This window comes from Chryseobacterium sp. WG14, from assembly GCF_024586945.1.
In the GTDB taxonomy this organism is placed as follows: Bacteria; Bacteroidota; Bacteroidia; order Flavobacteriales; family Weeksellaceae; genus Chryseobacterium.
The window spans coordinates 109,027-135,839 of sequence record NZ_JALCZD010000008.1 but is presented as its reverse complement, the minus strand read 5'-3'; the positions used below and the strand labels follow the sequence as shown (position 1 = coordinate 135,839).

General features: G+C 36.9%; 20 protein-coding genes. 7 read left to right on the top strand and 13 right to left on the bottom strand.

Going from position 1 to position 26,813, the window contains the following annotated elements; all coding sequences use genetic code 11:
• Window positions 1-16: 16 nt before the first annotated feature.
• Genes MP478_RS14640 through MP478_RS14630 form a run of 3 tightly spaced genes read left to right on the top strand, consistent with a single transcriptional unit; the run spans window position 17 to window position 1,915 of the window.
• Window positions 17-439: a dCMP deaminase family protein gene (locus MP478_RS14640; protein WP_047492363.1), complete on the top strand. Its 423-nt coding sequence runs from the start codon at window positions 17-19 to the stop codon at window positions 437-439.
• 6 nt (window positions 440-445) lie between these two features.
• Entirely contained in the window at window positions 446-1,360 is a 915-nt protein-coding gene (xerD, locus tag MP478_RS14635) for a site-specific tyrosine recombinase XerD (RefSeq protein WP_230032533.1), read from the top strand.
• A 42-nt stretch (window positions 1,361-1,402) separates the two neighbouring features.
• Window positions 1,403-1,915, top strand: a complete 513-nt coding sequence (locus MP478_RS14630) for an NUDIX domain-containing protein (protein WP_257189702.1) — start codon at window positions 1,403-1,405, stop codon at window positions 1,913-1,915.
• A 522-nt stretch (window positions 1,916-2,437) separates the two neighbouring features.
• Here MP478_RS14630 and MP478_RS14625 read toward each other — a convergent pair.
• The 8 genes from MP478_RS14625 to MP478_RS14590 all read right to left on the bottom strand — a co-directional run bounded on the left by MP478_RS14625 (window position 2,438) and on the right by MP478_RS14590 (window position 11,869).
• Window positions 2,438-2,896, bottom strand: coding sequence for a heme-binding domain-containing protein (locus MP478_RS14625; protein WP_257200850.1), 459 nt, complete (start codon window positions 2,894-2,896; stop codon window positions 2,438-2,440).
• Window positions 2,897-2,900: 4 nt separating this feature from the next.
• Complete coding sequence (locus MP478_RS14620; protein ID WP_257200849.1) at window positions 2,901-4,673, bottom strand: Ig-like domain-containing protein; 1,773 nt, start codon at window positions 4,671-4,673, stop codon at window positions 2,901-2,903.
• Window positions 4,674-4,698: 25 nt separating this feature from the next.
• A complete protein-coding gene (locus MP478_RS14615; RefSeq protein WP_257200848.1) occupies window positions 4,699-5,961 on the bottom strand; it encodes a serine hydrolase in 1,263 nt (420 codons plus the stop codon).
• 127 nt (window positions 5,962-6,088) lie between these two features.
• The gene (locus MP478_RS14610) at window positions 6,089-7,018 is read right to left on the bottom strand and encodes a 2-hydroxyacid dehydrogenase (RefSeq protein WP_257189698.1); all 930 of its coding nucleotides are present in this window, start codon (window positions 7,016-7,018) and stop codon (window positions 6,089-6,091) included.
• Between the two features lie 174 nt (window positions 7,019-7,192).
• Window positions 7,193-7,735, bottom strand: coding sequence for an acyl-CoA thioesterase (locus tag MP478_RS14605; RefSeq protein ID WP_047492349.1), 543 nt, complete (start codon window positions 7,733-7,735; stop codon window positions 7,193-7,195).
• Window positions 7,723-8,475, bottom strand: a complete 753-nt coding sequence (locus MP478_RS14600; protein WP_257200847.1) for a hypothetical protein — start codon at window positions 8,473-8,475, stop codon at window positions 7,723-7,725. The genes MP478_RS14605 and MP478_RS14600 overlap by 13 nt, the downstream gene beginning before the upstream one ends.
• Before the next feature lie 226 nt (window positions 8,476-8,701).
• Window positions 8,702-10,819 carry a TonB-dependent receptor gene (locus tag MP478_RS14595; RefSeq protein WP_257200846.1) on the bottom strand — a complete coding sequence of 706 codons (2,118 nt, stop codon included), beginning with the start codon at window positions 10,817-10,819 and terminating at the stop codon, window positions 8,702-8,704.
• Window positions 10,820-11,098: 279 nt separating this feature from the next.
• The gene (locus MP478_RS14590) at window positions 11,099-11,869 is read right to left on the bottom strand and encodes a WG repeat-containing protein (protein ID WP_230032555.1); all 771 of its coding nucleotides are present in this window, start codon (window positions 11,867-11,869) and stop codon (window positions 11,099-11,101) included.
• Window positions 11,870-12,169: 300 nt separating this feature from the next.
• Between MP478_RS14590 and MP478_RS14585 the strand changes: the two genes are divergently transcribed.
• Window positions 12,170-14,950: a bifunctional aconitate hydratase 2/2-methylisocitrate dehydratase gene (locus MP478_RS14585; protein WP_257200845.1), complete on the top strand. Its 2,781-nt coding sequence runs from the start codon at window positions 12,170-12,172 to the stop codon at window positions 14,948-14,950.
• 304 nt (window positions 14,951-15,254) lie between these two features.
• Window positions 15,255-17,522 (top strand): aconitate hydratase, encoded by a 2,268-nt coding sequence (locus MP478_RS14580; RefSeq protein ID WP_230032560.1) that lies wholly within the window; start codon window positions 15,255-15,257, stop codon window positions 17,520-17,522.
• A 50-nt stretch (window positions 17,523-17,572) separates the two neighbouring features.
• On the opposite strand, the gene MP478_RS14575 is transcribed toward MP478_RS14580, so the two are convergent.
• Both MP478_RS14575 and MP478_RS14570 read right to left on the bottom strand, forming a co-directional pair.
• Entirely contained in the window at window positions 17,573-18,250 is a 678-nt protein-coding gene (locus MP478_RS14575; RefSeq protein ID WP_257200844.1) for a LytTR family DNA-binding domain-containing protein, read from the bottom strand.
• Window positions 18,237-19,265, bottom strand: a complete 1,029-nt coding sequence (locus tag MP478_RS14570) for a sensor histidine kinase (protein ID WP_257200843.1) — start codon at window positions 19,263-19,265, stop codon at window positions 18,237-18,239. Before MP478_RS14570 ends, MP478_RS14575 begins: the two co-directional genes overlap by 14 nt.
• Before the next feature lie 177 nt (window positions 19,266-19,442).
• On the opposite strand from MP478_RS14570, the gene MP478_RS14565 reads away from it, so the two are divergent.
• The gene (locus MP478_RS14565) at window positions 19,443-21,566 is read left to right on the top strand and encodes an outer membrane beta-barrel family protein (RefSeq protein WP_257200842.1); all 2,124 of its coding nucleotides are present in this window, start codon (window positions 19,443-19,445) and stop codon (window positions 21,564-21,566) included.
• Between the two features lie 134 nt (window positions 21,567-21,700).
• On the top strand, window positions 21,701-23,917 hold the full coding sequence (locus MP478_RS14560; RefSeq protein WP_257200841.1) for an outer membrane beta-barrel family protein: 2,217 nt from the start codon (window positions 21,701-21,703) through the stop codon (window positions 23,915-23,917).
• A 194-nt stretch (window positions 23,918-24,111) separates the two neighbouring features.
• On the opposite strand, the gene MP478_RS14555 is transcribed toward MP478_RS14560, so the two are convergent.
• From MP478_RS14555 to MP478_RS14545, 3 genes are read right to left on the bottom strand one after another with little or no spacing between them, the layout of a single operon-like run.
• A complete protein-coding gene (locus MP478_RS14555; RefSeq protein ID WP_257200840.1) occupies window positions 24,112-24,822 on the bottom strand; it encodes a HesA/MoeB/ThiF family protein in 711 nt (236 codons plus the stop codon).
• Window positions 24,823-24,847: 25 nt separating this feature from the next.
• Window positions 24,848-25,966 (bottom strand): 2-iminoacetate synthase ThiH, encoded by a 1,119-nt coding sequence (gene thiH / locus MP478_RS14550; RefSeq protein ID WP_257200839.1) that lies wholly within the window; start codon window positions 25,964-25,966, stop codon window positions 24,848-24,850.
• A gap of 9 nt (window positions 25,967-25,975) precedes the next feature.
• Entirely contained in the window at window positions 25,976-26,752 is a 777-nt protein-coding gene (locus MP478_RS14545) for a thiazole synthase (protein ID WP_257189687.1), read from the bottom strand.
• Window positions 26,753-26,813: the final 61 nt, after the last annotated feature.

The window sequence follows — 26,813 nt, the reverse complement described above, 5'->3', positions numbered from 1 at the left end:
AAACTAATGCTGCGGTATGAATAAGTTTGACAAGGCTTATCTAAAAATGGCTCAGGAATGGGCAAAACTCTCCTACTGTAAGAGAAAACAGGTGGGAGCTCTTATCGTAAAAGATAGGATGATTATTTCAGACGGTTATAACGGAACTCCTTCGGGGTTTGAGAACTGCTGTGAAAATGAAGAGGGAAAAACGCACTGGTATGTACTGCATGCGGAGGCTAATGCTATATTAAAGCTGGCAGCTTCTACTCAGTCTGCAAAAGGGGCAACGCTATATCTAACGCTGTCGCCTTGTAAAGAATGCAGTAAACTAATCCTGCAGGCAGGAATTACAAGACTGGTGTATATTAATGAATACTCGGATGAAGACGGCATTTCGTTCCTGAAAAACCATGGTATTGAAATAGAACAAATATCGGACTGTGAACTAAAAAAATAAGCACAAATGACTTGGGATGAAAAGATCAAAGATTTTGAAATATTTCTTCGCTTCGAAAGAAATTTTTCAGACAACACACTCGACGCCTATGTTCGGGACATTAAAAAATTAAAAGATTACGCAGAAGAAGATCTGGCAAACGTCGGTCCAGATTCTATCGGTTACGAAAACCTGCAGGAATACATTTTCAATCTTTCTAAACAGAAATTCAGTGAGAGATCTCAAGCGAGATGGATCTCTTCCATTAAAGCTTTCTTTAAATTTCTGCTTGAGGATGAATTCCGGGAAGACAACCCTGCAGCGTTACTCGAAGGTCCTAAATTAGGACTCTATCTACCAGACACTTTAAGCCTGCTTGATATCAACAAAATTATTGCTGCTATTGAAATCAATACAGATCTGGGGAAAAGGAACAACTGTATCATTGAGGTACTGTATGGTTGCGGACTCCGTGTTTCTGAACTTATTGATTTGAAAATATCCAATATCAATTTCAAAGAGCAGTATATTAAAGTCAATGGAAAAGGAAACAAAACGCGTTTCGTTCCGTTGGCTGACTATACAGCTGAATTACTGGAAAATTATATCAAGGAAGTACGTTCTAAAGGTAAAATCAATAAGAAATATGAAGATACACTGTTCCTGAACAGCCGTGGCACCTCGATGTCAAGGGTTATTGTATTTCTTATCATCAAAGAACTTACGGATAAAGCAGGGGTTAACAAAAAGATATCTCCACACACCTTCAGGCATTCTTTTGCAACACATTTGCTTCAGAATGGAGCAGATTTGCGTTATATTCAGGAAATGCTGGGACATTCCAGTATTACAACAACGGAAATCTACACTCATTTAAAAACTGAAGAATTGCGGGATGTTATTTTGAGTTATCACCCGAGAAATATTAATATTACTCAATGAAATAAAGTTCCATCTGAACTTTAAAAAAGTAATTATAAACAGATGAAATTATTGAAATATTGCCCAAGCTGTGGCAAAGAATCTTTACACTGGGATGGTGAAAAGAAATGGAACTGTCCTGAATGTGACTTCAGGTTGTATAATAATGTAGCAGGCGCTGTAGCTGTGGTGATCAGATGTGGTGACGAAATTTATCTTACCAGGAGAAACAGAGATCCTAAAAAGGGAAAACTCGATCTTGCGGGAGGATTTGTCGATCCTAAAGAGAGCGCAGAAGAAACCTGCAAAAGAGAGCTTTTTGAAGAGCTTCAGCTTAGTATCAATATTTCAAACTTAAAATACCTTACCAGTCTTCCTAACATCTATCAATATAAAGAAATTGATTATAATACGATTGATCTTTTTTATGAGTATACTGTTTCGGAAAAATTTGAGGTAAACCTTGAGCTTTCAGAAATATCAGAAGCGGTATGGATTCCTTTAAGGGAACTTAACCTTGATGATATAGCTTTTGATTCTCAGAAGAGGTTTTTTGAGAATTATGTAAGGAAATAATTTTTGTAATATATTCTCCTGCAGATTTAAAATCTGTGGGAGTTTTTTTTCCCTGCTAATTTTAAGGATCAGGCAGATAATTACTTTTTGAAGTCTGCTTCAGCTGTGAAGGCATTCTAATTTATTTTAACAGAAAAAAACAGATAGTCGCTGTGCGCTCTCGGATCAGGTGCAAAAGTTGGGGGTAATATAAACTAACATCAATAACCTTCTCTTTGACGCAAAGTTCTATTTTTATTACGCTTGATTTTAAGTGAGCCAAGAATAAATCGATTAGAAATCTATTTTAATGAAGCTAACTTTTTATATCACTTATTCAGCGATAAGTCGCTTTTTTTTGCTTTCTTACAATAGAGTATCCGAATTATTTTTCCTTTGCGTGAATAAAAGGTTATTTCCATCCTGTTTTCAAGTCAAAATATAAAAATCACATATTTTAATGTCATCCAAACAAGAAGTTTTAGTTTAATTCAGTTTGCTTAGTCATGACTTTTGAGACTGATCCGCTCTCTCCTATTAAAATCAATACGTTTTGGCCTTCAGCATTTCTTCCAAGTACTGGATCAGCAGTGATCTTTCTGCTTCCGAAAGATTTGCTTCTTTATGGTAAACAATATAACCAGGCATCGGCATTGTTTTATGTTTAAGAGCCTCAATAGACCTGTCAAGCATATTCTCTTTTAATTCCTTATTATAGGTACCCCAAACAGAAAAATTAAGATGCTGACGACCTTCATTTACATGGCTTTTCACAGACCATGAAACAGGAGCAATAAAAGCATATTTGGGATAAACCGTTTCATTGGAATGACAATCATAGCATGCTCCTTTAAGTAATGTTTTAATCTTTTCCGGAGCTTTCCTGGAATCTACAAAGTTTACTTTTGAATTTACCGGTTTGTTTACTCTGTCAATAGGAATAAACTGAATGAGAGCAAAAGCTACCAAACTCCAAAACACTATTTTTTTTGCGATTTTCATACGTTTACTTTACCGGAGTTAGAACGGCATTATCAGATTTAATCTCCTTTTTTACGTTCTGATCTACGGCTTCCTTCTTGTCATCAGCAGGAGCAGGAACCACAGGCTCAGCAGGAGCTACCGCTGCTTTAGGATTATCAAGCGTTCTGGTATCTTTCAGGTCCCATTCTTCTCTTGTTTCCCACAATCCTCTTATAACAACTTTTTTATAGAAAATATAGGCATCTTCGGCAAAAGTTTCAGTAGCAAAATCAGCCTCATCCCAATATTTATTTTCATTGTTGTCTACCAATATTCTGACAATATACTCTTCAGGTTTCAGTATATCAAATTTCACTTTATCCCCTTTTGTATATCTCTGGTAAATTGCTTTTTCAGAAGAGTCAAGAAGCTGGATCCAATAGCTGGAAGACGGTGCATTCAGAAGGGTAAATTCAAGGCTACCAAACTGGTCTACTTTAGCGACGTCAAAATCAAAACGTTTTGATTGTGTATTTTTAGCATAGAAAGATGACACTGTTTCTTTTGGAACGGTAAGCTGATATTTCTTCCCGCTGACAAAGTCTGACTGAATCAATATTTGATACGGGTTGGTTTCAGAGATTTTGGCTGTAAATTCCTGCGTGGTTAAACTGTCACTTTTCAATACCCATTTTGCAGGGTCGATCTTATCAATAAAATAATTGGAAGAGATCTTAAAATCAGTTTTCGGAGCTAGTGAACCTCCTCCGTTGTCACTGTTAAGATCCATCACATTTTTCTTATTGTATTTGTAAAATAAGGAAACAGTATAGGCGCTGTCTTTTTTCGGACCCTTATCATGCGTGAACACCAGTTTTTCTGTGGTCTCTTGCCCTACATTATTTTTCACGGCATCAAACCAGATTTTCACAGAATCTGATTTTGGGTTGTGTGTTACCTTTATATCTTTAAGTTTGTCATTCAGTGATTCTACTTTTACATCATCCGGATGGCCTTCAAATGTCATAAGAATTCCTCCCGGAGCCTCTTTCATTTCAGAATATTTCAAAGGCTTTTTAGAAGGATATACCTTTAAGTTTAATCCTGAAACAGACTTCTCCACCTCTACCGCTTCTTTTTGAAAACCTATTTTCTCTTTTCCGGGATCGTAAACGGAATTTCCATTCTCATCAGCAAATGCTATAATTTTATATTTTCCCGGAGAAAGGTAATTCATCTCATAATATCCATCATCGTCTACCTTCGTAATATAATAAGGCTTCTGCTTATAATTCATGGTATCTTTAACCTGATAAAGCCCTACCACCAATTTATTTTCAGTACTTCCTGTTTTCTTTTTGATGTCTAAAGCGTCTTTTATTTCACCACTTACATACAAGTCATCCAATTTGTCGCCTGTAGAAAAAGCAAAATTAAAATACCGCAGTGGGTTGGATTCATTATTATCCACAATTGAATTTCCAAAATTGAAATTATAAGTGGTATTGGCCTGTAAAGTATCCGTCCATTGGATCAGAACATATTTATTGGCAATATTGGAAGGAAGAATTCGCTTTATATTCTTAATTGGCGGCGAAATGATCAGATTCTTATTGATATCTTTCAATGTTACGTACTCATCAAAATCCAGGCGGAGTTCGTGAATATCTCTTTTTACATTGATTCTTGTGGTATCAATATTTGAACTTAAAAATCTTGGAGCCAAAGTATCTTTCGGTCCCCCTACAGGAGAACCTACTCTTGCACATGAATGAACAAGAAAACTGATAACGAATAATAAAAGAAACCTTTTCATGAAAATGTTTAGGCAAAAGTAAACATTATTCTCCAAAAACTTCATGTCCTGAATTCAAAGTATCCTTATTGTCGTTCATTACCGAATGAAGCTTATCTTTCTGTAAAGGGAAATCTTCAAATAATCCGGACAATGCAAGCGCCGTATATACTTTGCTTGAATATTTATTGCCAATTGCGACAATAGTAACCTTGGACTTCAGAAGATGGGCAAATACAGAATTACTACCGTGCCACCATCCATTATGGTAAGTGAGTTTTTCCCCATTGTCAAAAATTTTCATCCTAAACCCTAATCCATAGTTATTCATTCCGGACTTTTCATTGCTGTAAGGTGTAAATACCATCTGCATCAGCTCAGGCTTCAGGAAATCTTTTGAGAACATTGCTTTTGAGAAGTTGTATAAATCTCTTGGTGTAGTGTATACGTTTTTGTCCCCATAAATAAGATCCAATCTGTCTAAAGGATATAATTTACTTCCTCCATAGTAGAAAGACTGTGCCGCTGTAGGAATATCTTTTTCCTGAAAAATGTAAGAATTAGTCATTTTTAGTGGTGTAAAAACCATTTCTTTCATGGCCTGAGGAAACGGAGTTTTGGTCACTTTTTCAATCAATAAAGCCAATAAAGCAAAGTTGGTATTACAGTACATGAATCCTGTATCTGTATCTCTAGCCAGATCCGGCTTGTATTTGATAATCATATTCAGGACATCCTGGTTGGTAATAAAAGGTTTGGAAAGTTCTGCTGGCGCAGGCTGTATTTTGGTGATAAAATATTCGTACTTCGGAAGTCCGCTTCTTTGATCCAATAAGGTCTGAATAGTAACATTCGGGTATGGAAACCCTGGAAAATATTGGCTAAGATGGTCTGAAAGCTTTATTTTCCCTGCTTCCACCAGCTTCATCATCGCCATCGCCGTTAATGTTTTTGATACCGATGCAACATGCAAAGGTATATTTTTATCTATAGGCATCTGGTTTCCTTCTCTTCCGAAACCTCTGTAATTTTCGTACAAAATCTCGTCCCCTTTCGCAACAAGTATTCCGCCACTAAGATCTCCTCCATCCCAGATCTTTTTGTAATACTGATCTATATAATTTACCATTGTTGGTTTGTCTAAAACCTGGCTATCTGATTGGGTAAAAACCTTTCCAAGATCTACATTTCCGTAGTTAGGGAGATTGGTATCATTTTCCGCTGAAACTTCTTTGGCCTCAGACTTTTTTTTACAGGAAAATAGGGATAAAAGAACAGTTAAAATAAATACAAAATTACGCGTCTTCATGAGATTCAAAAATGAGCGGCAATTTAATAAAACTCAAAAATAAATAATAAATATAGAGTGATATTATGAATTATTTAACATAAACGAAAGAATCAGCAATAGGAAAATTTACTGATTCTTTATTGTGTTAGCCAAAAGAGGCTATTATTTTATCTACAATGAATTGTGCCAGTTTTTCTTTACTCTGATGAGTCCAGCCGGCAATATGAGGTGTTACAATAGCCTTTTCTGATTCTAGAAGAAATTTTAAATCTTCATTTTCCGTTTCTATATTTTCAAAAGAAGATTTTTCATATTCCAGAACATCCAGGCAGGTTCCTTTTACTTTTCCTGATTTTAAAGCCTCTACTAAACTTTTAGTCTTTACATTCTTTCCTCTTGCTGTATTCACAAAATAAAAGTCATTCTCCATCTCAGCAATAAAGCTTTCATCAATCAGGTAATGAGTTTCTGAAGTAAGAGGAATATGAAGGCTTACAATATCTGCAGACTGCTTCAGTTCTTCTATACTAACCTGTGTGGCAAATTCATCGGAAAGTCCCGGAAGGATATCATGAAAAATCACTTTACATCCAAAGCCTGAGAATCTTTTGGCGGTAGCTTTTCCCATATTTCCGTATCCTATAAGGCCTACTGTTTTTCCCAACAGTTCATCACCTCTGTTTTCTTCGCGTTTCCAGATACCGTTTTTTACTTCCTGAGAAGCAATAAACAACCTGTTCATTATCACCAGCAGCATTCCTACTACATGTTCTGCAACAGAATCTCTGTTGCCTTCAGGAGAGTTGATCAGCTGAATTCCCAATTCTTCAGCAACAGGAATATCGATATTCTCCATTCCCGCTCCTACTCTTGCTATAAACTTCAGGTTCCTGCCTTTTTCAAGGAAATTTTTATCCAGTGGAATTCTGCTTCTGATGATAATACCATCATAATGTTCGATTTTATGGCAAACCTCATCATAAGAAGAAGTAAAATCTTCTTCCAAAATAAAGCTCCTGGCCAGAAGCTGTTCTGTAATAAGAGGGTGATTTTTATCTAAAAGAAGTATTCTCATTTTAATATAAAATTTAGGAATTCAGAAAATAACAATCCTTATTTCTGAATGATTAGCTATTTTATTTTAACGCAAATTCCGCTAAGATTTAGAAAAAACAAATGCTCTTAAGCTCGCAAAGGCGTTAGCACTCAGCAAAGTTTAAAAGCATCTATTCCTATAAAATATTTATTTTTATTTTTTATCCTTCTTTGGCTCTTGTGGCTCCTGAAATAATTTTTTAAGCTCTACAGACTCCAGCGGTTTCATTCTTCCGGAAAGAATTAAAGAAAGTTCTTTTCTACGGAATGCCGCAGCAAATCTTTCTTTTTCCTCTTCTGTTTCCGGAACCATTTCCGGGATAGGAATAGGACGGTTAAATTCATCTACTGCAACGAAAGTATAAATACCCGCATTGGTGTGAATTTTCTTCTGATTGATCGGATCATCCAGCCATACATCCACATAAACTTCCATAGAAGTGGAAAATGCTCTGGAAACTTTAGATTCCAGGACTACCACTCCACCTTCCGGAATGGGATGATTAAAGGAAACGTGATTTACAGAAGCTGTTACCACTCTTCTTTCACAGTGTCTTGCTGCAGAAATAGACGCGCAACGGTCCATTTTTGCTAAAAGCTCACCACCAAAAAGGTTTCTTAAAGAATTTGTTTCGTTCGGAAGAACAATGTTAGTCATAATGGTCAGAGATTCTGACGCTTTTTTTATTTTTGCCATCTAGTCTTAGTGTTGTTTCGGGCAGCCGGAGCAGGTTTTGTTCCTTTTACGGCAGGTTTTACTAATGAATCTTTTTTCAGGGAATCTGAAACAGCCATTTCCGGGGTATGGGCTACCACTTTTACTGTATCTTTCACAATTCTATGGGTAGAAGTCTGTACAGAAACATTATTAAAGGATTTCTTTCCAAAAATAAACTCCTGTTTAGCATAGGCCAGGTATAAAATTCCCGCCACCGGAATAATCAGCAGAAAAACCCAGAGGATTGTTTTCTTGAATTTATAGTCCTTTTCCCTGTTTTCTGAAGCTTGTACTTTCTCTCCATTATTGATATCTGAAAACCTGATTTCTTCTAATCCATAAAAATCAGGATGTCCTGATTCTATTCTTTTTCCCTTGAAATGGGTATGCCCTTCTTCAATGAAAATGTTTCCAAGATTTTGAATTTCAAGAATCTGTTCTGCCTGAAGTTTTTTCTTCCAAAAATCAGTCTGGATCTTAAGATCGCTTCTGGAAGCCTCCAAAGACATTTGTTTTTGTCCGGCTATAAAAGCAATCAGCTCTTCAGACTGTACTTCATAATCTATGGTAAAATCAATCTGACTGGCTGGCGGAAGTATACTCCCATTTTCAGAATTAATAATGGCCTTAGAATTTTTCAGGGAAAACACGCCAAAGCCTGGAACTGTAGCAGTTCCAAATTGTTTCAAGTATTCTAAAATATATGCTGAAATATTCATTTGGCAGCAAATTTATAACTTTTTCATGACTTTTTAAGACATTTAATCCTATATAAAAAAAGACTGCCGGAACAGTCTTTTGTCTATTATCTATTAAAATAGGGATAACGTTACCTATAATACCTTTTAACTACAAAAAGCTATTGTATAAAATTCAAAATCAGATTAGGCTGTAAACATAACTCACTATACAATTCTATAATTCTTTATCACAACTCATTACACATTATTGAATTTTCCAGCTGATTCCAAACATAAAGTTTGTTCCTGCCTGCGAAAAATAATAAGGCGCTCCCTCATATACGGAACCATTGTTAACATATTTTTTATTGAACAGATTATTGACCAATAACTTCAATGCAATATCATTGTTAGCAATTTTAAATTGATACTGTGCATTAAAATCTGTCAGGAAATAATCTTTAAGCTCGAAATTTTTATCTTCTGTATTATCAAGATACTGTTTTCCAACATACTGATTCATCAGGGCAAACTGGAAATTTTGAGTTGGATTAAATTTTAACCCTAGATTGGCAACTACATCCGGAGAGAATGAAATTTGAGTATTTCCCAGGTTTACTGGCACCTCTCCATTCTTGACATTGAAATCCTGATTTCTGTTCTGGCTTAAGCTTACATTTCCTGAAACTTCCCATTGTTTTGATAATTTTGCCAATGCTCCGATTTCCATCCCTCTTCTGTAGCTCTTTCCTGAGTTGGTTCTGATAAATGCCCCCACATTACTAAGCTCTCCATTCAACACTAACTGATTGACATAGTACATATAATAAATGTTTGCTGTAAAGGATAAAAATCCAAATTGCTTTTCCAGACCGGCTTCAAAGTCATGAAGCTTTTCAGGTTTAATATCATGGTTAGACATTATATCTTCCCTGTTTGGCTCACGATGGGCATGGGCATAAGATAAAAACACTTTTCCTCCGCTGATCCTGTAATTTACCCCAGCTTTTGGGTTAAAAAACAGCCAGTTTTTATCAAGATCAGCACCTTCTTTGTCTCCAGCCATTAAAATCTTGGTATTGTAACTGATATTTCTTAGCTGTAAATCACCGAAAAATTCAAAATCATCCATTGTAAACAAAGCCTTTGCAAATCCTGAGACTTCATTCTTTACAGAACGGTTTCTGTAATATTCACTTTCATCAATCTGCGGATAAAATACGCCGGTAACATTTCCAAAATGTCTTCCGTAATACTGGTTGGCCACTGCTCCAAAATTTAAATCAAGATTTTCAAACTTCCCGTAAAGCGTTGAAACCACTCCGTAAAAGTCATTATTCAGCCATTTTTTTCTGATAAAATCTGAATATTTAATGGTTTGTCCGTTTTCAATAATATCAGGCAGATTATATCTTGAAAAAGTATTTTCCTGTTTATAATTTTCATAGTACCCTTTCCCTTTGGTATAATGAAAAGTTGTTTCCAGATTCCAGCGATCATTTAGCTTTTGCTCCCAAAGCAACTGATAATGATTCTGTTTGTAATTATCTGTCTCATTATCATAGAATCCTACAACATTCTCCCAGCCGGCATCATAGATAGCCCCTGAACCATTAAATTTAGGGTTTGTTTCCCACATTTGCCGGCTAATCCCGCCCCAGGCCTGATAGGTTTTTTCTTTTCCACCAAAAGCCATTAAACGTATTTTTGTTTTCCCTTCTTCAAATAAGGCCGTAAAATTGTAAGAATGTAAGTCTGATGAAGCCCGGTCTATATATCCATCAGAATGAATACGGGTGTATCTTCCCATCACGGAAAGACGATTTTTCCAGAACTTTCCGGAACCTATTTCAGCTGAATATTTATAGGTATTAAAAGAACCGTAGCTATCATCTGTTTTAAAATAAAACTTTTCTTCCGGCTCCTTTGAGATCACATTGATACTTGCCCCAAAAGCAGAAACTCCATTATTGGAAGTTCCCACACCTCTTTGAATGACAATCTGTGAAGCAGAACTTGTAAGATCCGGAACATTTACGAAAAATGTACCCTGGCTTTCAGAATCATTGTAAGGAACCCCGTTCATCATTACATTAATTGCTGATCCTGATACCCCACGAATTCTAAAACCGGTATACCCCACGCCATTACCAGCATCTGAAGTAGCAATAACCGAGGTTTGATTTTTTAAAAGAATAGGAAGGTCCTGACCGAGGTTTTTTCCGTCTAAGTCTTTCTGAACATTAATAATCTCCTTCGCAACCGGAAGTCTCTTGGTGAAATTTACCCCTTCAATCTCTCTTATCTTCAGAGAGTCCTTATGTTGAGCCTGCATAAAGGCTGCTGAGCCTACGGTAAGCCCTAAAAAAAATAATCCTTTCATTCTATAAATCTTTAACATTTAATGAATAAAAGGGGATCGATAAGATATTATACATTTCGACTTATAACAGTCGGTGTGTCCCTAAACAGCATTACCTGTTCCAGGTTCATTGGGTATAATCTCAGCCTGTTAAAGCACCCCTTTATTTCAGCTGCAAAATTACAAAAAATATACGAGATGTGAGAATCAGGTACGGGATGTGGGTAGGTGACTTAAGATAGAAAGTTTTTTGTTTTAGAAAATATGGTAGATTATCAGATTACGACTCATAGCTCATCACTAGTAGGTTTTATTATTTGCGTCAATATAATAATATTCTTTGCCGTCCTTGGTTACTTCAAACATTTTGCCCAGTTTCCAGCTGAAATTTCTTTTTATATTGGAATATTCGAAAGGAACAATCACTTTATTATTCACATCTATTACCCCAAATTTATCATTCTGGGAAGCCACGATCATGGGATCTGCCACATCATCACCTTCCATGATGTACAGGTATTGATATTGAGGGTAAATCTGATAATCTCTATAGTCCGCGGCATTGACGAATTTTGATTTTTCGATGATTCCGTAAAATCCATTCAGAACGTAAGCCTGAAATAACTGCTGTTTGTAGTCTCCAAACTTACATTTTCCAAGATCTGAGTCTTTGAACTGATATACTTTTTTTCCTTTGGCATCAATTCGGTAAGAAATCATATCTTTCTCTACTGTTGCATAGTTTTTCGTCCCAAATTTTCTGATTTTTTCATTCGGAGAATTTAAAAGATTACAATCTTCATAAAAAAACACAGCAATATGATATTCCGGCTGGATAATAAATTTCCCGTTTTGGTTCACATATCCAAATTTATCTTCTTTCTTTTTAGGAATAAGAAGAGGAAGATCCTTATTAATAACTACCAGATCAGGATTAGGCTTTGTCACTGTACTTCCTTTCTTCACCGTGGTTTTTGCAACATTTTTAACAGCCAATTTCTTCACAGATTTGGTCTGTGAGAAAATGGAAATCGAAATAAAAATGCACAAAACATTCAGGATATTTTTCATACTCGTCATTTGTCTGCAAAATTACGGCCAAATATAGAATTTATCAAATTCATATTTATAAAGAATCTAAATAAATTCATTCCCATAAAATAGTAAAATTTCGTAATTTTGGGAACATTTTGAATTGTTTGATAATTTTAAAACTTTAAAAAAATTGTAGATTATACTTGCTTTTCTCCGGACTATATCGCATATCCAAAATGCGGAAACTCAAAATGTTATTATACAGACCGGTAAAAAGGAGTGACAGTATTAACAGCTGTTTCATATATCTACCTTTAAAAGAGAAAGACTTCTATTATGAATATTTATAAGGATTACATCAAAGAGATTGAAGAAAGAAAAAACCAGGGGCTTCATCCAAAGCCAATTGATGGTGCTGAATTACTAAGCGAAATCATTGCACAAATTAAAGATTCAGGTAATGCAGATCGAACAGATTCTCTTAAATTTTTCATTTACAACACTTTGCCGGGAACAACAAGCGCAGCGGGTGTTAAAGCTAAATTTTTAAAGGAGATCATTCTGGGTGAATCCGTAGTAGAAGAAATATCACCGGCTTATGCCTTTGAATTGTTATCTCACATGAAAGGAGGTCCTTCTATTGAAGTATTGTTAGATCTCGCTTTAGGTAATGATGCAGCTATTGCAAAAGAAGCAGCAAAAGTTCTTAAGACGCAAGTCTACCTTTATGAAGCAGATACTAACCGTCTAAAGGAAGCATTTACTAGTGGTAACGAAATCGCAAAAGAAATCCTGGAAAGCTATGCACAGGCTGAGTTCTTTACTAAACTTCCGGAAATAGCTGAAGAAATTAAAGTGGTGACCTTCATCGCTGGTGAAGGAGACATTTCAACGGATTTACTATCTCCGGGAAATCAGGCTCACTCAAGATCAGACCGTGAACTTCATGGTAAGTGTATGATCACGCCTCAGGCTCAGGAAGAGATCAAGGCTTTACAGGCTAAACATCCTGACGCAAGCGTTATGCTCATTGCTGAAAAAGGGACAATGGGTGTAGGCTCATCAAGAATGTCAGGAGTAAACAATGTTGCTCTTTGGACAGGTAAACAAGCAAGTCCATATGTGCCATTTGTAAATATTGCTCCCATTGTAGGGGGAACAAACGGTATTTCTCCAATTTTCCTTACCACTGTTGATGTTACAGGTGGTATCGGTATCGACCTTAAGAACTGGGTAAAAAAGCTGGATGCAGATGGAAATCCGGTTCGTAATGAAAATGGAGAACCTATTCTGGAGCAGGCTTATTCTGTTGCCACAGGTACAGTTCTTACTATTAATATAAAAGAGAAAAAATTATATAACGGAGATCAGGAGCTTATTGACATTTCTAAGGCATTGACCCCTCAGAAAATGGAATTCATTAAGGCTGGTGGATCTTACGCTATCGTATTTGGTAAAAAATTACAGACATTTGCAGCTCAGCTTCTGGGAGTTGAAGCTCCGGCTGTTTTTGCACCATCAAAAGAAATTTCTCATGAAGGGCAAGGTCTTACAGCTGTAGAAAAGATCTTTAACAGAAATGCTGTGGGAATAACACCTGGAAAAGTGTTACACGCAGGTTCAGACGTTCGTGTAGAAGTTAATATCGTTGGGTCTCAGGATACAACAGGTCTTATGACTTCTCAGGAGCTTGAATCTATGGCTGCCACAGTAATTTCTCCAATTGTTGACGGTGCCTACCAATCAGGCTGTCATACCGCTTCAGTATGGGATAAAAAAGCGCAGGCAAATATTCCGAAATTAATGAAATTCATGAACGAATTCGGTTTGATCACAGCTCGTGACCCTAAAGGGGAATACCATGCTATGACCGACGTAATTCACAAAGTTCTTAATGATATTACCGTAGACGAATGGGCCATCATTATTGGTGGAGACTCCCACACAAGAATGTCTAAAGGGGTGGCTTTTGGAGCTGATTCAGGAACAGTAGCCCTTGCACTGGCTACCGGAGAAGCATCTATGCCAATTCCAGAGTCTGTGAAAGTAACTTTCAAAGGAAATATGAAAGAACACATGGATTTCCGTGATGTTGTTCATGCAACACAGGCTCAAATGCTAAAACAATTCGGAGGTGAAAATGTATTCCAGGGTAGAATCATTGAGGTTCATATCGGAACACTTCCTGCTGACCAGGCATTTACATTTACAGACTGGACTGCAGAGATGAAGGCAAAAGCTTCGATCAACATTTCTGAAGACAATACTTTAATTGAATCATTGGAAATTGCAAAAGGCAGAATCCAGATCATGATTGATAAAGGTATGGATAATCACAATCAGGTTCTTCAGGGATTAATTAATAAAGCTGATAAAAGAATTGCAGAGATCAGATCTGGTGAAAAACCAGCTTTAACCCCTGATGCTAATGCTAAATATTATGCTGAAGTGGTGGTTGATCTTGATATCATCGTTGAACCAATGATTGCTGACCCGGATGTGAACAATGATGATGTTTCTAAAAGATATACTCACGATACCATCAGGGACCTTTCTTATTATGGAGGAGAGAAAAAAGTAGATCTTGGTTTCGTAGGATCATGTATGGTTCACAAGGGAGATTTGAAAATTGTTTCTCAAATGCTTAGAAATATTGAAAAGCAACAAGGTAAAGTAGAATTTAATGCTCCTCTTGTAGTGGCAGCACCCACCTATAACATCATTGATGAATTAAAAGCAGAAGGAGACTGGGAACTGTTAGAAAAATATTCAGCCTTTGAATTTGATGATAAGGCTCCTAAAGGCGAGGCCCGTACAGAATATAAAAATGTAATGTACCTTGAGCGTCCCGGATGTAACCTTTGTATGGGTAACCAGGAAAAGGCGGCTAAAGGAGATACCGTGTTGGCAACGTCAACCCGTCTTTTCCAGGGAAGAGTGGTTGAAGATTCTGAACGTAAAAAAGGAGAATCTTTATTAGCTTCTACACCGGTAGTTGTTCTTTCAGCTATATTCGGACGTATTCCTAATATCGATGAATATAAAACTGCAGTTGAAGGTATTGACCTTACTAAGTTTGCTCCACCTATTAAGGAATTGGTTCAGGTGGGTCATTAACAGGCTTGACAACAGTTTTAAAAAGTATAGAATTGAGAGATTTTAGTCCTGCCAGGATTAAAATCTCTCATTTTTTTGTTTAGAATACTTCTATTTTAAGAGTAATACAATTTTTTTTCAAGAAAACCGATAAAATAAATTCTATTTTTTCTTAAATTGAAAGTTATAAAATCTCTTGATTTAGCATCAGAAATGTCCTCATTTATAAATTATAGGAACATTTTTTGATGTATTTGCAAGCAGTTTTCTCTCAAAATCAGAGGAAGAAGCATTAACGGAAAAAGAACAAAAACTAAATTTAGATATGACTTTTGATATTGATATGATCAAAAAAGTGTACGAGCGTTACCCTGAAAGAATTGCAGCAGCAAGACAGATCGTGGGAAAACCTCTTACCCTTTCAGAAAAAATCCTTTACACCCACCTTTGGGAAGGAAATGCTACACAGGCACATGAAAGAGGAAACTCTTATGTAGACTTTGCACCAGATAGGGTAGCCATGCAGGATGCAACTGCACAGATGGCACTTTTGCAATTCATGCAGGCAGGAAAAGCGAAAGTAGCTGTCCCGTCAACTGCTCATGCAGATCACCTGATCCAGGCGAAAGTAGGTGCTGATAAAGATTTGCAGGAAGGTATCAACAAAAACTCCGAGGTATTCAACTTTCTAAGTTCTGTATGTGATAAATACGGAATAGGTTTCTGGAAGCCCGGCGCAGGTATTATTCACCAGGTAGTATTAGAAAACTATGCGTTCCCTGGAGGGATGATGATCGGTACAGACTCTCATACAGTAAATGCAGGAGGTCTGGGAATGGTTGCTATCGGTGTAGGTGGTGCTGATGCAGTAGATGTAATGGCGGGAATGGCATGGGAACTTAAAATGCCCAAGCTTATCGGTGTAAAACTGACCGGTAAAATGTCCGGCTGGACTTCTGCAAAAGATGTAATCCTGAAAGTAGCGGGAATCCTTACTGTAAAAGGAGGAACAGGATGTATTGTAGAGTACTTCGGTGAAGGTGCAGAATCTCTTTCTGCAACAGGTAAAGGTACTATCTGTAACATGGGTGCTGAAATCGGGGCTACGACTTCCACTTTCGGGTATGATGATTCCATGAGAAGATATTTAGCTGCAACAGGAAGACAGGATGTTGTAGATGCAGCTGACAAAATTGCTGAACATTTAACAGGTGATGCTGAAGTATATGCAAACCCGGAACACTATTTTGATCAATTAATCGAAATTAACCTTTCTGAATTAACACCCCATTTAAACGGACCTTTTACTCCGGATTTGGCAACTCCGGTTGCTGAATTCAGAGCTAAAGCTGAAGCAAACGGATGGCCAATAGAAGTGGAATGGGCTCTTATCGGTTCTTGTACCAACTCTTCTTACGAAGATTTATCAAGAGCTGCTTCTATCGTTGAAGATGCAGTAGCAAAAGGTGTAAAACCTAAAGCTATTTTAGGGATCAATCCAGGTTCTGAGCAGGTGAAATTTACCGCTGAAAGAGACGGTTTCTTAGATTCTTTCAGAAAATTTGAAAATGCAAGAATTTTCACGAACGCTTGTGGACCATGTATCGGACAATGGGACAGAGAAGGAGCTGATAAAGGTGAGAAAAATTCTATCATCCATTCTTTCAACAGAAACTTTGCAAAGAGAGCTGACGGTAACCCAAATACTCACGCTTTTGTAGCTTCTCCAGAAATGGTAGCTGCCGTGGCAATATCCGGTAGATTAGACTTCAACCCAATTTCTGACACATTAACCAATGAAGCTGGTGAGCAGGTAAAACTTGATGAGCCTAAAGGTTCTGAGCTTCCTGCAAGAGGATTTGCAGTAGACGACAATGGCTATCAGGCTCCATCAGCAGATGGATCTGGTATTGTGGTAAATGTAAGTCCTACTTCAGACAGACTTCAGCTATTGGAAGAATTCCCTGCCTGGGACGGTAAAAATATTGAAGGGGCCAAGGTATTGATCAAAGCTTTCGGAAAATGTACTACCGACCATATTTCTATGGCTGGGCCATGGTTGAAATACAGAGGTCACCTTGACAATATTTCAAATAACATGTTGATTGGAGCTGTAAATGCTTACAACATGGAAACGAACCACGTGAAAAACGAAATCACCGGTGAATATGGTGAAGTTCCGGCTGTACAAAGAGCTTATAAAGCGGCAGGTATTCCAACTATTGTTGTAGGGGATCAAAACTATGGTGAAGGTTCTTCAAGAGAGCATGCTGCCATGGAGCCCAGACATCTTGGTGTAAAAGCCGTACTGGTAAAATCATTTGCGAGAATCCACGAGACCAACCTTAAAAAACAAGGTATGCTTGGATTAACTTTCGCTAATGAAGCTGATTATGACAAAATCTTAGAAGATGACACGGTTAATTTCTTAGATCTTGATCAGTTTGCTCCAGGGAAACAATTGACATTAGAATTCGTTCATGCTAACGGAACTAAGGACATTATCATGGCCAACCATACTTATAACGACCAACAAATCGAGTGGTTTAAGGCTGGTTCTGCACTGAACCTGATTAAGCAACAGGAAAATTAAGATTACTTGTTAGATTACTATAAAAGACGGCTTCTGTTGAAGCCGTCTTTTTATTTCAGTTTATCCAAAAGGTTAGCTCTGTAGATATCTCCTATTGGAATTTCCTGCTTGGAAAGCATCACCTTTTTTGCTCCTATGCTTTTTATTTTATCCAGATTGATAATAAAGGATTTATGGATACGTATAAATTGATCAGGAAGTTGATTTTCCATTGATTTAAGCGTATCCAGCACAATATATTCTTCATCATCTGTCCTGATATTTACATAGTCTTTAATGCTCTCAATATAAAGAATATCATTAAAGAGCAAACGATGCTGCCGTCCGGAAGATTTGACAAAGAAATGGGAATCTTTTTTCTCATTAACGGAGAAACGCTCTCTGGCTTTTAGAGCACTTTTTTGAAACCGGTCAAAAGAAACAGGTTTCAGCAAATAATCAATAATGTTATGTTCGTATCCTTCCAGTGCATATTCTGAATAAGCAGTAGTTAAGATATACTTTTGCCTGGCTCCCACAATTTTCATGAAATTAATCCCTGTAAGCTCCGGCATCTGAATATCTAAAAATATAAGGTCCGAATCATTATCTTTACTATATTCCAAAGCCAGTATAGGATTCTCTGTAGAAAATACCAGTTCCAAAAAAGGGGTCTTCCGGATATAATTTTCAAGGAGAGATATAGCCAGAGGCTCATCATCTACAACGACGCATTTAATTGTATTCATCTCGTAAATCAATCTTTAAATCTACCATAAATTCTGTTTCTGAATCTTTTATATTCAGTTCATATCTTTGAGGATAAAGAATTTCCAGTCTTTTTTCCACATTCTCAATACCTATTCCGGACGCTGTATCTTTCATCCTTTGATTTTTAAAATTGTGAAGAGAAAAGTGAAGGGTCCTGTTTTTATCGGAAACTTTCAGAACAAAACCTTTATCCCTGAAATCACCATGTTTAAAAGCATTTTCGACAAATGGAACCAAGAGCATAGGAGAAATATTGAGTTTCGGATGGGTGATATTTTTTTCAAAAACCAGCATTTCAGCGTTTTTAATTCTCAGTTTTTCGAGCCCGATCAAGCTCTCAATATATCCAATTTCTTTATCCAGGCTGATCACATCTTTTTCAAGATCTTTCGTGCTGTATCTGAGCAGCTCACTCAGCTTTTCAATTGCGGGTAATGATTTATCCGAATTCTGATAAACAAGGGAGTAAATATTATTTAAAGAATTAAAAATAAAGTGGGGATTGATCTGTGTTTTCAATGCCTGAAGTTCTGCTTGTCTCTTCTCTATCAAAAGTCGTTTTTTATCATTTTCAGCCACCCCATATTGCTCTAATATCCATAGAATTCCCGCAATGAAAGTGGTGAGAGAGCTGCTATAAATATTATCAAAAAAATAGTATGTAAGTCCTGTCCCTTCACCATAGTTTCGGAATCCAACGATCTCCTGCAAAATTATTTCTTCAAGAATATAACGCAGTCCTGCAAAGCAAAGAAGAGTCAATACAAAAACTATAACAGCTGAGTAAAGCTTATCCAGCTTGAAGAACTTTGGGAAAATAAATATATATGAAATATAGAAACTAAGAATCTTTACCATAAAAAAAGTAATCCTGAGGATACTTACTTCATAGCTACTTCTCTCCGGGAAAAAGAAATTAGGAGTAATAACCGTTCCAAAAAAATCAAAACTCCAATAGATAATCTGAAGCCAGATAATTTGCTGTTTTTTCATACTCAAATATAAAGCTCCGCCAAGGAATTTATCTACAGTTTTCGATGAAAGGCTCTTTTTTTCCGATAAAACTATTTTCACACCCATGAAACAAGCCTTCGTCTAATCCCTGTTTTTACAAGAATACCCACCTTATACCTTTGTCCCAGAGCTGTAATAAAAACTCTCTTACATACAATGAAAAGAAATATTTTCTATATCTCAGTGTTATTTTATTCTTTTGCGATAGGGCAGACTAAAGACTCGGCACTGGTAAAAAAGATCGAAACAGTTACGGTGAACGCTAAAAAAAATTTGGTAGAACGTAAAGTAGATCGTCTTGTCTATAATGTTCAGAACTCTATGCTATCCCAGGGAAGCTCAGGAACAGAAGTATTAGCAGGAACTCCTTTTCTTAAAGTGGATGAAGATAAAGGTCTTCTTTCTATTGCCGGCAAAAATGGAGTCTCTGTTATGGTTAATGACCGAATGCTTACCCTTTCAGGTACTGAGCTCATCAATTATTTAAGAAACCTACGTTCTGAGAACATCCTGAAAATTGAAGTCATCACTACTCCACCTTCAAAGTATGAAGCCCAAGGAAACAGCGGGATTATTAATATTGTTTTAAAAAAAAATCAACTTATTGGTTGGAACGGTTATCTTACCACGTATTATAAACAAAAAACCTATGCCGGATTTGGGAGTATGGCAGGAATTAATTATCAGAATGAAAAATTAAAAGCAGCAATAAAACTACAGGGATTTGATGAAGAAAAACGTTCTGTAGAAAATTATCAGGTCATAGGAAAAAGTTCTTCGGTTAGCAGAGATGACAGGAGGGATATGAATGATGGGCTTGGGTTTAATGTGATACTGGATTACTCATTATCCGAAAAATCCAATATAGGAATGGTTTATGATATGATGAAAGGACACTCCAATATGGATATTCATTCGGGGCAAAACTACGTTACCGGTGAAACTCTAAACTTCCAGACCCAAACTGATTCTAAACACCGCTCTGATTATACTTTCCAAATGCTGAACCTTTATTTTGATCAAAAGCTAGGAGGTCATAAGCTGAGTTTTGGAGCTAATTATTATGGAAACCTTCCGGATACTCAGGTCAATTTTAAAACCATAAATAGGACAGATCATTCAGAACAAATGGTCAGAAATCTATCTTCAGTGGACTATAAAATCTATTCTGGACAGGCTGATTTGACTTTAAATCTTAAAAATATTCAAGTTGAAGCCGGTACCAAGTACAGCCAGTTTTCGAACAATTCAGCTATTGAGTATTATAATATGATCAGTGGAAATTATACCATTGACCCGAAAAAAAGCAATCTTTTTAATTATAATGAAAAAAATTATGCTGGTTACTTCAGTGCCAGTAAAGATTTTGGTGAAAAATGGTCTGCAAAAATAGGCCTGCGTTATGAATATACCGATACAAAAGGATTTTCACCCACCACAGAGTCTCAGTCTGACAATAGGTATGGAAAACTATTTCCTACTGCCTATATTTCTTATAAGGCTGATGCTAACCATCAATTCAGTCTTACCTATTCCAGAAGGATTAACCGCCCTTATTTCCGGGCTTTAGATCCTTTCCGCTGGTATTCCAATCCAACTACTTATTATACCGGAAATCCGAGCCTGCAGCCTTCATTCAACCATAATATTGAATTCAATTATATCTTTAAAAATAAATTCTCAGCTAATCTCTACTACCAGCGAACTCTGAATAATTTTGACCAGATCACATTTCTAGATGGAATCCAGCTAACCAGTACCTATCAAAATTATTACAATCAAAACAATTATGGGATCAATCTTAACTATACAGATACTTTTTTCAAAGTCTGGGAAAGCAATCTTTCTGCATCCTTCAGCTGTAATGAAACCCAGATTACCCAATTCAATGCCGTCCCTAAAAGTGGGCAAGCCTTCTATTATTCTACCAACAATACTTTCAGACTCAATAAGGACAAAACATTTTTTCTGTTTTTAAATTACTGGCATAATCTTCCATCAAGGGATGGGTATATGTCCGTCAGAAACAGGGCCAGTGCTGATGCCGGAATAAAAATGAGCTTTGCAGAAAAAGCTTTGCAGATTAACCTTTCGGTAAGTGATATCTTTAAACAATCCGGATATAAAGCAACTATGTATTTCGCTGATAATACACAGTCTTTCAATAATTATTGGGACGCCAGAAGACTGACCTTAAGCATCACCTATAATTTCGGAAACCAGAAGCTGAAAAACGATGAAAGAAAAATTAATTTTGAAGAAAAAAACCGGGCGCAATAATGAAATATGCCTGATATTAGGGCTTTTGGAAGGATATATGAAAAAAAATATTTGATATAAAAAATTAATTTTCGCCATTTTATCGTAACAAATTCTCCTTTTGAGCGTCTAACGGAATAGTAGTAAAAAACATTATGAAAAAAACTGTATTCGCTTTATCACTTATAAGCTCAGTTATTATTTTTTCGCAGGAAAAAAATAATAACCAGCCTAAAGAAAAACAAATCGACGGTGTAGTGATCACCAAAACTAAAAAAGCCGTTGAACAAAAAGCTGACCGTACTGTTTTTGATTTCTCTGAACAGCCTCAGCTCAACAACGGGAATGTTTTGGAGGGGATTAAAAAGCTTCCGGGGCTTGTAGCCACAGACATCGCAGGAATGATGTACCAGGGAAAAATGCTGGATGTTTATCTTAACGGAAGACCTTTAAATATTACTTCTAATGAATTAAACTCATTTCTTGAGGGCATGCCCGCTAATTCTGTAGAAAAAATTGAAGTGATTACCCAACCTGGCGCAGAATTTCCGGCAACCTCCGGAGGAGCCATCATGAATATTGTTACGAATAAAAATGCCAATAAATATTTAACGGCTACTTATTCCGGGAATTATACGTTCACAAACTATGATAAGTACAGAAACAGAGTAACCAACTCTCTTAACCTCAACGCCAGAAATAAACTCTTCGGATGGCAGCTTAATATTGGGCAAAACTATCGTGAAAGTATGCTCAATACTCAACAAGATAACCTTCTGTCTGGAAATACAGACCGATATGCCCGCGGGTATTTTGCAAAATCAGGAGTAACCTTTGAGCTTGGTCAGGACAGATTATTGCTTAACTACGATATTTACCACAATAATAATGATAACTTTACTCTAAGTAATGGTCTTGCTGATCTCCTTGTCAGCCAGGATCCTGATGTTTATAAAGAAGCCAGATTCAATGCTTTTGATGCAGCACGTACCAACAGCCTGAGGCAGGAAGCTGTAGTAACCTATCAAAAGCGTTTCGCAGATAAGTCTCAAAAACTGGATTTTCAGTTTGGCTATACAAAGTCTGATACCAGGTTTTCTCAGGATAATTTCTTTCGGGAAGGTTTTTATACAGAAAATGGTATAACTTTTACCCATGCAGGAGGTAATGATATTCTCAATAACAAATCGGATATGAGAATAGCCAACTTCAAGGTTGATTACTCACAACCCATTAAACTTCTTGATGGCGGAAAGCTAAGCGCAGGAGGGTTGTATGAAAGACAGGATTATGATACTAAAAGTTTTGGATTGACCAATTTAGAGTATCAAAGACAAACGGCATCTACCTATTTGGAATTTCAGGCAAAACTTAAGAAGTTTGACTTTACATTAGGTGCGCGTGCTGAAAACTATGATATTTCCGGAGTAACAAGATACATTAACAAAGATAAAAAGCTGGTTCAGGATGATTTAATTCCTTTTAATAAGTTTAAGCTTTTCCCGAATGCCAGCATTCAGTACAGCATGATGAATCAGGTGTATGTTGCGGCAAATTATAACAGGAAAATCAGTTTACCGAGTATTTCTGCCCTTAACCCAAACAACACTACGTTTGCAGGTCCCAATACTCAAATAATCGGTAATCCGAATCTTCAGCCTACCATTTTTGATAATTATGAGCTTAAGGTTTCTGCATTTGATTATGCATTTATCGGATACAGCGTAAGCTCAGCAAGCAACCAGGTAGCACAGATCATCAGAAAAGACGGTAAAAATCTGTACAATGAGCAGATCAATATTTCTACTATGAAAATCCACAATTTCAACGTGGGTCTCCCTATTCCGTTTATGATATTCAGCAAACCGATGAGTGAAATCATGAAGTTTAATTTTAATCCTGATAAAATCAATTTTATGTATCTGTATGCAGGATATCAGAAACATGACATTGATAACCTCAACAATAAAGGGTTCTGGATTTTTAATGTGATGACTCAAATTATCCTTCCTAAGGAAATCAATATGAATGTTAATTACAGCTATTTAACACCAAAAGGAGGATATTTCTATTTTACAGCAGATAAGCCGTTTAATAACTCCCTTAATATCACGCTGACTAAAAAGTTTTTGGACAAGCGCCTTACAGTTTCCATATTTGCTAATGATATTTTCAACAGCCAGGTGATGCAGGCTTATTCCAGCCCACCTGAAGGAGAAAGGGTTATGATACGGTCTAAATATGATTCAAGAAACTTCGGTTTTTCAATCAATTATAAAATTCCTACCAGAAACAAACTGGCAAAAGAAGATCCCAATATCTTAAACCAGACTAAAAAAGAAGATACCGGCGTCATGCAGCAAGGACAATAAATAAATTTGTTAAAAATTAAGAGACCGTGAAATAATCACAGTCTCTTTTTTATATCTTTCCTGCTTTTTACCTGATACAACAGATCTCTGCGTGATTGATGGGAACATAAGTTTCGGCTAAAGCCAATGGAAATGATATGTTATTGATAAATGGGCTAAAGCCCACTCCTATTGAATTAAAACAATCTGGACACTTAAAAATCCAGTGTTTGAAACCTCCAATCCAATGTGTCAATGAGTGTTAGCTGGTTCAGATTCACCGGAAGCCCTGTGATAATTTTCAGAACCTGAAGAGCCATCATACTTCCGACTATTCCCGGTAAAGCGCCTAATACTCCAAGGCTGTCACAATCTGCCATATCTTCATCAAAAGGAGGCTCCGGAAACAGATCGCGCAGGTTTTTGCTTCCTTTATGATTGAATACCGCCAGCTGTCCTGAGAAGCCAAGAATACTTCCATAAACCAATGTTTTTCCCAGCTTTACACAGGTATCATTCACCAGATATCTTGTTGAAAAATTATCAGAACCATCTACTACTACATCATATTGGGACAACACATGTTCTGCATTTGAAGCATTAATTTTCTGGTCAATCCCAATAAACTCTACCTGATGATTGATGTTTTTCACATATATTTCTGCGCTTTTTACTTTAGGCATTCCTATATTATTTTCATTATGGATTACCTGCCGGTTTAGGTTGTGAAGCTCCAAATGATCAAAATCCATTACCGCTAATGTACCTACTCCAGCGGCAGCCAAATACTGGATAACAGGACTTCCCAAGCCTCCTGCTCCTATGACAAGGACTTTTGAAGCCATTATTTTCTTCTGTCCTTCCAGTCCTATTTCCTCAATAAAGATCTGACGGCTGTATCTCGCAAATGTATCTTCGTTTTTCATCGTTGGTCATTAACATATTTACCATTTAAACACCGCTATATATGGAATCCCAATCTTTCATAACCGGGTCGTAGCCTGATTTTCTAATCATATTCCTGATCTCCTCCATACTTCGTTCATCACTGGTTTCAAACTGTTCCAAAGATCCTTTATCTACAGAATATCCTCCGGGATTGGTTTTTGATCCGGCACTCATCGCGGTAGCCCCCAGAGATACAATATTATTTCTGAAAACTTCATTTTCCCTGGTTGAGATTGAAATTTCAAGGTCTTCATTCCATATTCTGTAGGCGCAGATCAGTTGAAGCAGATCTTTATCTTCCATGATAAAATTAGGTTCAATAATTCCCTCTGCGGGTCTCAGCCTTGGAAATGAAACTGAAAACTTACTTTTCCAGTACTGCTTCTGAAGATAATCTATGTGCAATGCATTGAAAAAACTGTCTACCCGCCAATCTTCCAGCCCCAGCAAAACGCCCAGTCCTATTTTATGAATACCAGCCCTTCCTATCCTATCCGGGGTATCCAGGCGAAAATCAAAATTGGATTTCTTTCCTTTCGGATGGTATTCTTTATATATTTCCTGATGATAAGTCTCCTGATATACCAATACTGAATGGACCCCTTCTTCATGCAAGAGTTTATATTCTTCTTCCATTAAAGGCTGTACTTCAATAGAAATATTGGAAAAATGCGGCTTTAATAAGCGGACCGCATTCTGAAAATAAGGAACTCCCACTATTTTATGAGCTTCCCCGCTTACCAGCAATACATGATTCACTTCCATAGACTTCAATACCGAAGCTTCTACCATGAGTTCTGTATCGGATAATGTTTTCCTCTTTAAGTTATTATCCAGGCTGAAGCCACAATAGGTACAGATATTCTGACATTCATTGCTGAGATACAGTGGCGCATATAACTGAATGGTCTTACCAAACCGTTTCTGGGTTAAGACCTGCGTCATTCTTGCCATCTGTTCCAATTCTGAAGCCGCAGCCGGAGAAAGCAGGTTCAGAAAGTCTTCAAGGGTTTTATTCTTTTTCTGAAGGCTGGTTTGAACATCAGACAGACTCACTTTTTCAAGCTTATTTTTTACCTCATCCCATTGAAATTGCTCAAAAACATCTTTAAAGCTTTTCATATTCTGGTTTTATTCAAATAAAAACGAAGTAAGGGGACTTGAAGCTTCTGCATGGTGGGCAATTGCTCCTAATCCGGATTCAAAGGCTCTTCTTCCGGCAATCACTCCTTCTTTAAATGCAACTGCCATATTAACAGGATTTCTGGCTACAGCAATAGCCGTGTTCACAAGGACAGCATCTGCCCCCATTTCCATTGCTTTTGCTGCATCAGAAGGTGCTCCAATTCCTGCATCTACAACAACAGGCACATTACTTTGGCTGATGATAATTTCTAAAAAATCTAATGTTCTCAGTCCTTTATTGGTTCCGATAGGTGCTCCTAAGGGCATAACCACTGCTGTTCCTACATCTTCAAGACGCTTACATAAAACGGGATCTGCATGGATGTAAGGCATCACTATAAATCCCAGTTTTGCAAGCTCTTCCGTAGCATACAATGTTTCAATAGGATCAGGCAGCAAATATTTGGGGTCTGGATGAATTTCCAGTTTTACCCAATTGGTCTCCAGCGCCTCTCTGGCTAACTGAGCGGCTAATACGGCTTCTTTTGCCGTTCTTGCCCCCGAAGTATTAGGAAGAAGATGAACATGGGTTTCTCTTAATGACTCAAGCAAATCGTCTTCTGCCGATTGCGCGTCAATTCTTTTCAATGCCATGGTCACCATATCTGTTCCTGATGCGACAACAGATGATGTCATATCGCTAAGGCTTCCGAATTTTCCTGTTCCTAAAAACAATCTTGATTCAAAAGTCCTGCCTGCTATTATCAATTTTTGATTACTCATATTCTCTATTTATTTTTCCAAAGAAGTACAGTCTTTATTTTAGACTTTTCTTTACTTGTCT

Excerpts from the sequence above, each read along its gene's own strand:
- MP478_RS14605 (WP_047492349.1), bottom strand. The coding sequence starts at position 7,735 with ATGGCAAAAATAAAAAAAGCGTCAGAATCTCTGACCATTATGACTAAC.
- MP478_RS14585 (WP_257200845.1), top strand. The coding sequence starts at position 12,170 with ATGAATATTTATAAGGATTACATCAAAGAGATTGAAGAAAGAAAAAAC.
- MP478_RS14590 (WP_230032555.1), bottom strand. The coding sequence starts at position 11,869 with ATGAAAAATATCCTGAATGTTTTGTGCATTTTTATTTCGATTTCCATT.
- MP478_RS14545 (WP_257189687.1), bottom strand. The coding sequence starts at position 26,752 with ATGAGTAATCAAAAATTGATAATAGCAGGCAGGACTTTTGAATCAAGA.
- MP478_RS14575 (WP_257200844.1), bottom strand. The coding sequence starts at position 18,250 with ATGAATACAATTAAATGCGTCGTTGTAGATGATGAGCCTCTGGCTATA.
- MP478_RS14610 (WP_257189698.1), bottom strand. The coding sequence starts at position 7,018 with ATGAGAATACTTCTTTTAGATAAAAATCACCCTCTTATTACAGAACAG.
- thiH (WP_257200839.1), bottom strand. The coding sequence starts at position 25,966 with ATGAAAAGCTTTAAAGATGTTTTTGAGCAATTTCAATGGGATGAGGTA.
- MP478_RS14630 (WP_257189702.1), top strand. The coding sequence starts at position 1,403 with ATGAAATTATTGAAATATTGCCCAAGCTGTGGCAAAGAATCTTTACAC.
- MP478_RS14560 (WP_257200841.1), top strand. The coding sequence starts at position 21,701 with ATGAAAAAAACTGTATTCGCTTTATCACTTATAAGCTCAGTTATTATT.
- MP478_RS14565 (WP_257200842.1), top strand. The coding sequence starts at position 19,443 with ATGAAAAGAAATATTTTCTATATCTCAGTGTTATTTTATTCTTTTGCG.
- MP478_RS14640 (WP_047492363.1), top strand. The coding sequence starts at position 17 with ATGAATAAGTTTGACAAGGCTTATCTAAAAATGGCTCAGGAATGGGCA.
- MP478_RS14580 (WP_230032560.1), top strand. The coding sequence starts at position 15,255 with ATGACTTTTGATATTGATATGATCAAAAAAGTGTACGAGCGTTACCCT.
- MP478_RS14595 (WP_257200846.1), bottom strand. The coding sequence starts at position 10,819 with ATGAAAGGATTATTTTTTTTAGGGCTTACCGTAGGCTCAGCAGCCTTT.
- MP478_RS14555 (WP_257200840.1), bottom strand. The coding sequence starts at position 24,822 with ATGAAAAACGAAGATACATTTGCGAGATACAGCCGTCAGATCTTTATT.
- xerD (WP_230032533.1), top strand. The coding sequence starts at position 446 with ATGACTTGGGATGAAAAGATCAAAGATTTTGAAATATTTCTTCGCTTC.
- MP478_RS14615 (WP_257200848.1), bottom strand. The coding sequence starts at position 5,961 with ATGAAGACGCGTAATTTTGTATTTATTTTAACTGTTCTTTTATCCCTA.
- MP478_RS14625 (WP_257200850.1), bottom strand. The coding sequence starts at position 2,896 with ATGAAAATCGCAAAAAAAATAGTGTTTTGGAGTTTGGTAGCTTTTGCT.
- MP478_RS14600 (WP_257200847.1), bottom strand. The coding sequence starts at position 8,475 with ATGAATATTTCAGCATATATTTTAGAATACTTGAAACAATTTGGAACT.
- MP478_RS14570 (WP_257200843.1), bottom strand. The coding sequence starts at position 19,265 with ATGAAAAAACAGCAAATTATCTGGCTTCAGATTATCTATTGGAGTTTT.
- MP478_RS14620 (WP_257200849.1), bottom strand. The coding sequence starts at position 4,673 with ATGAAAAGGTTTCTTTTATTATTCGTTATCAGTTTTCTTGTTCATTCA.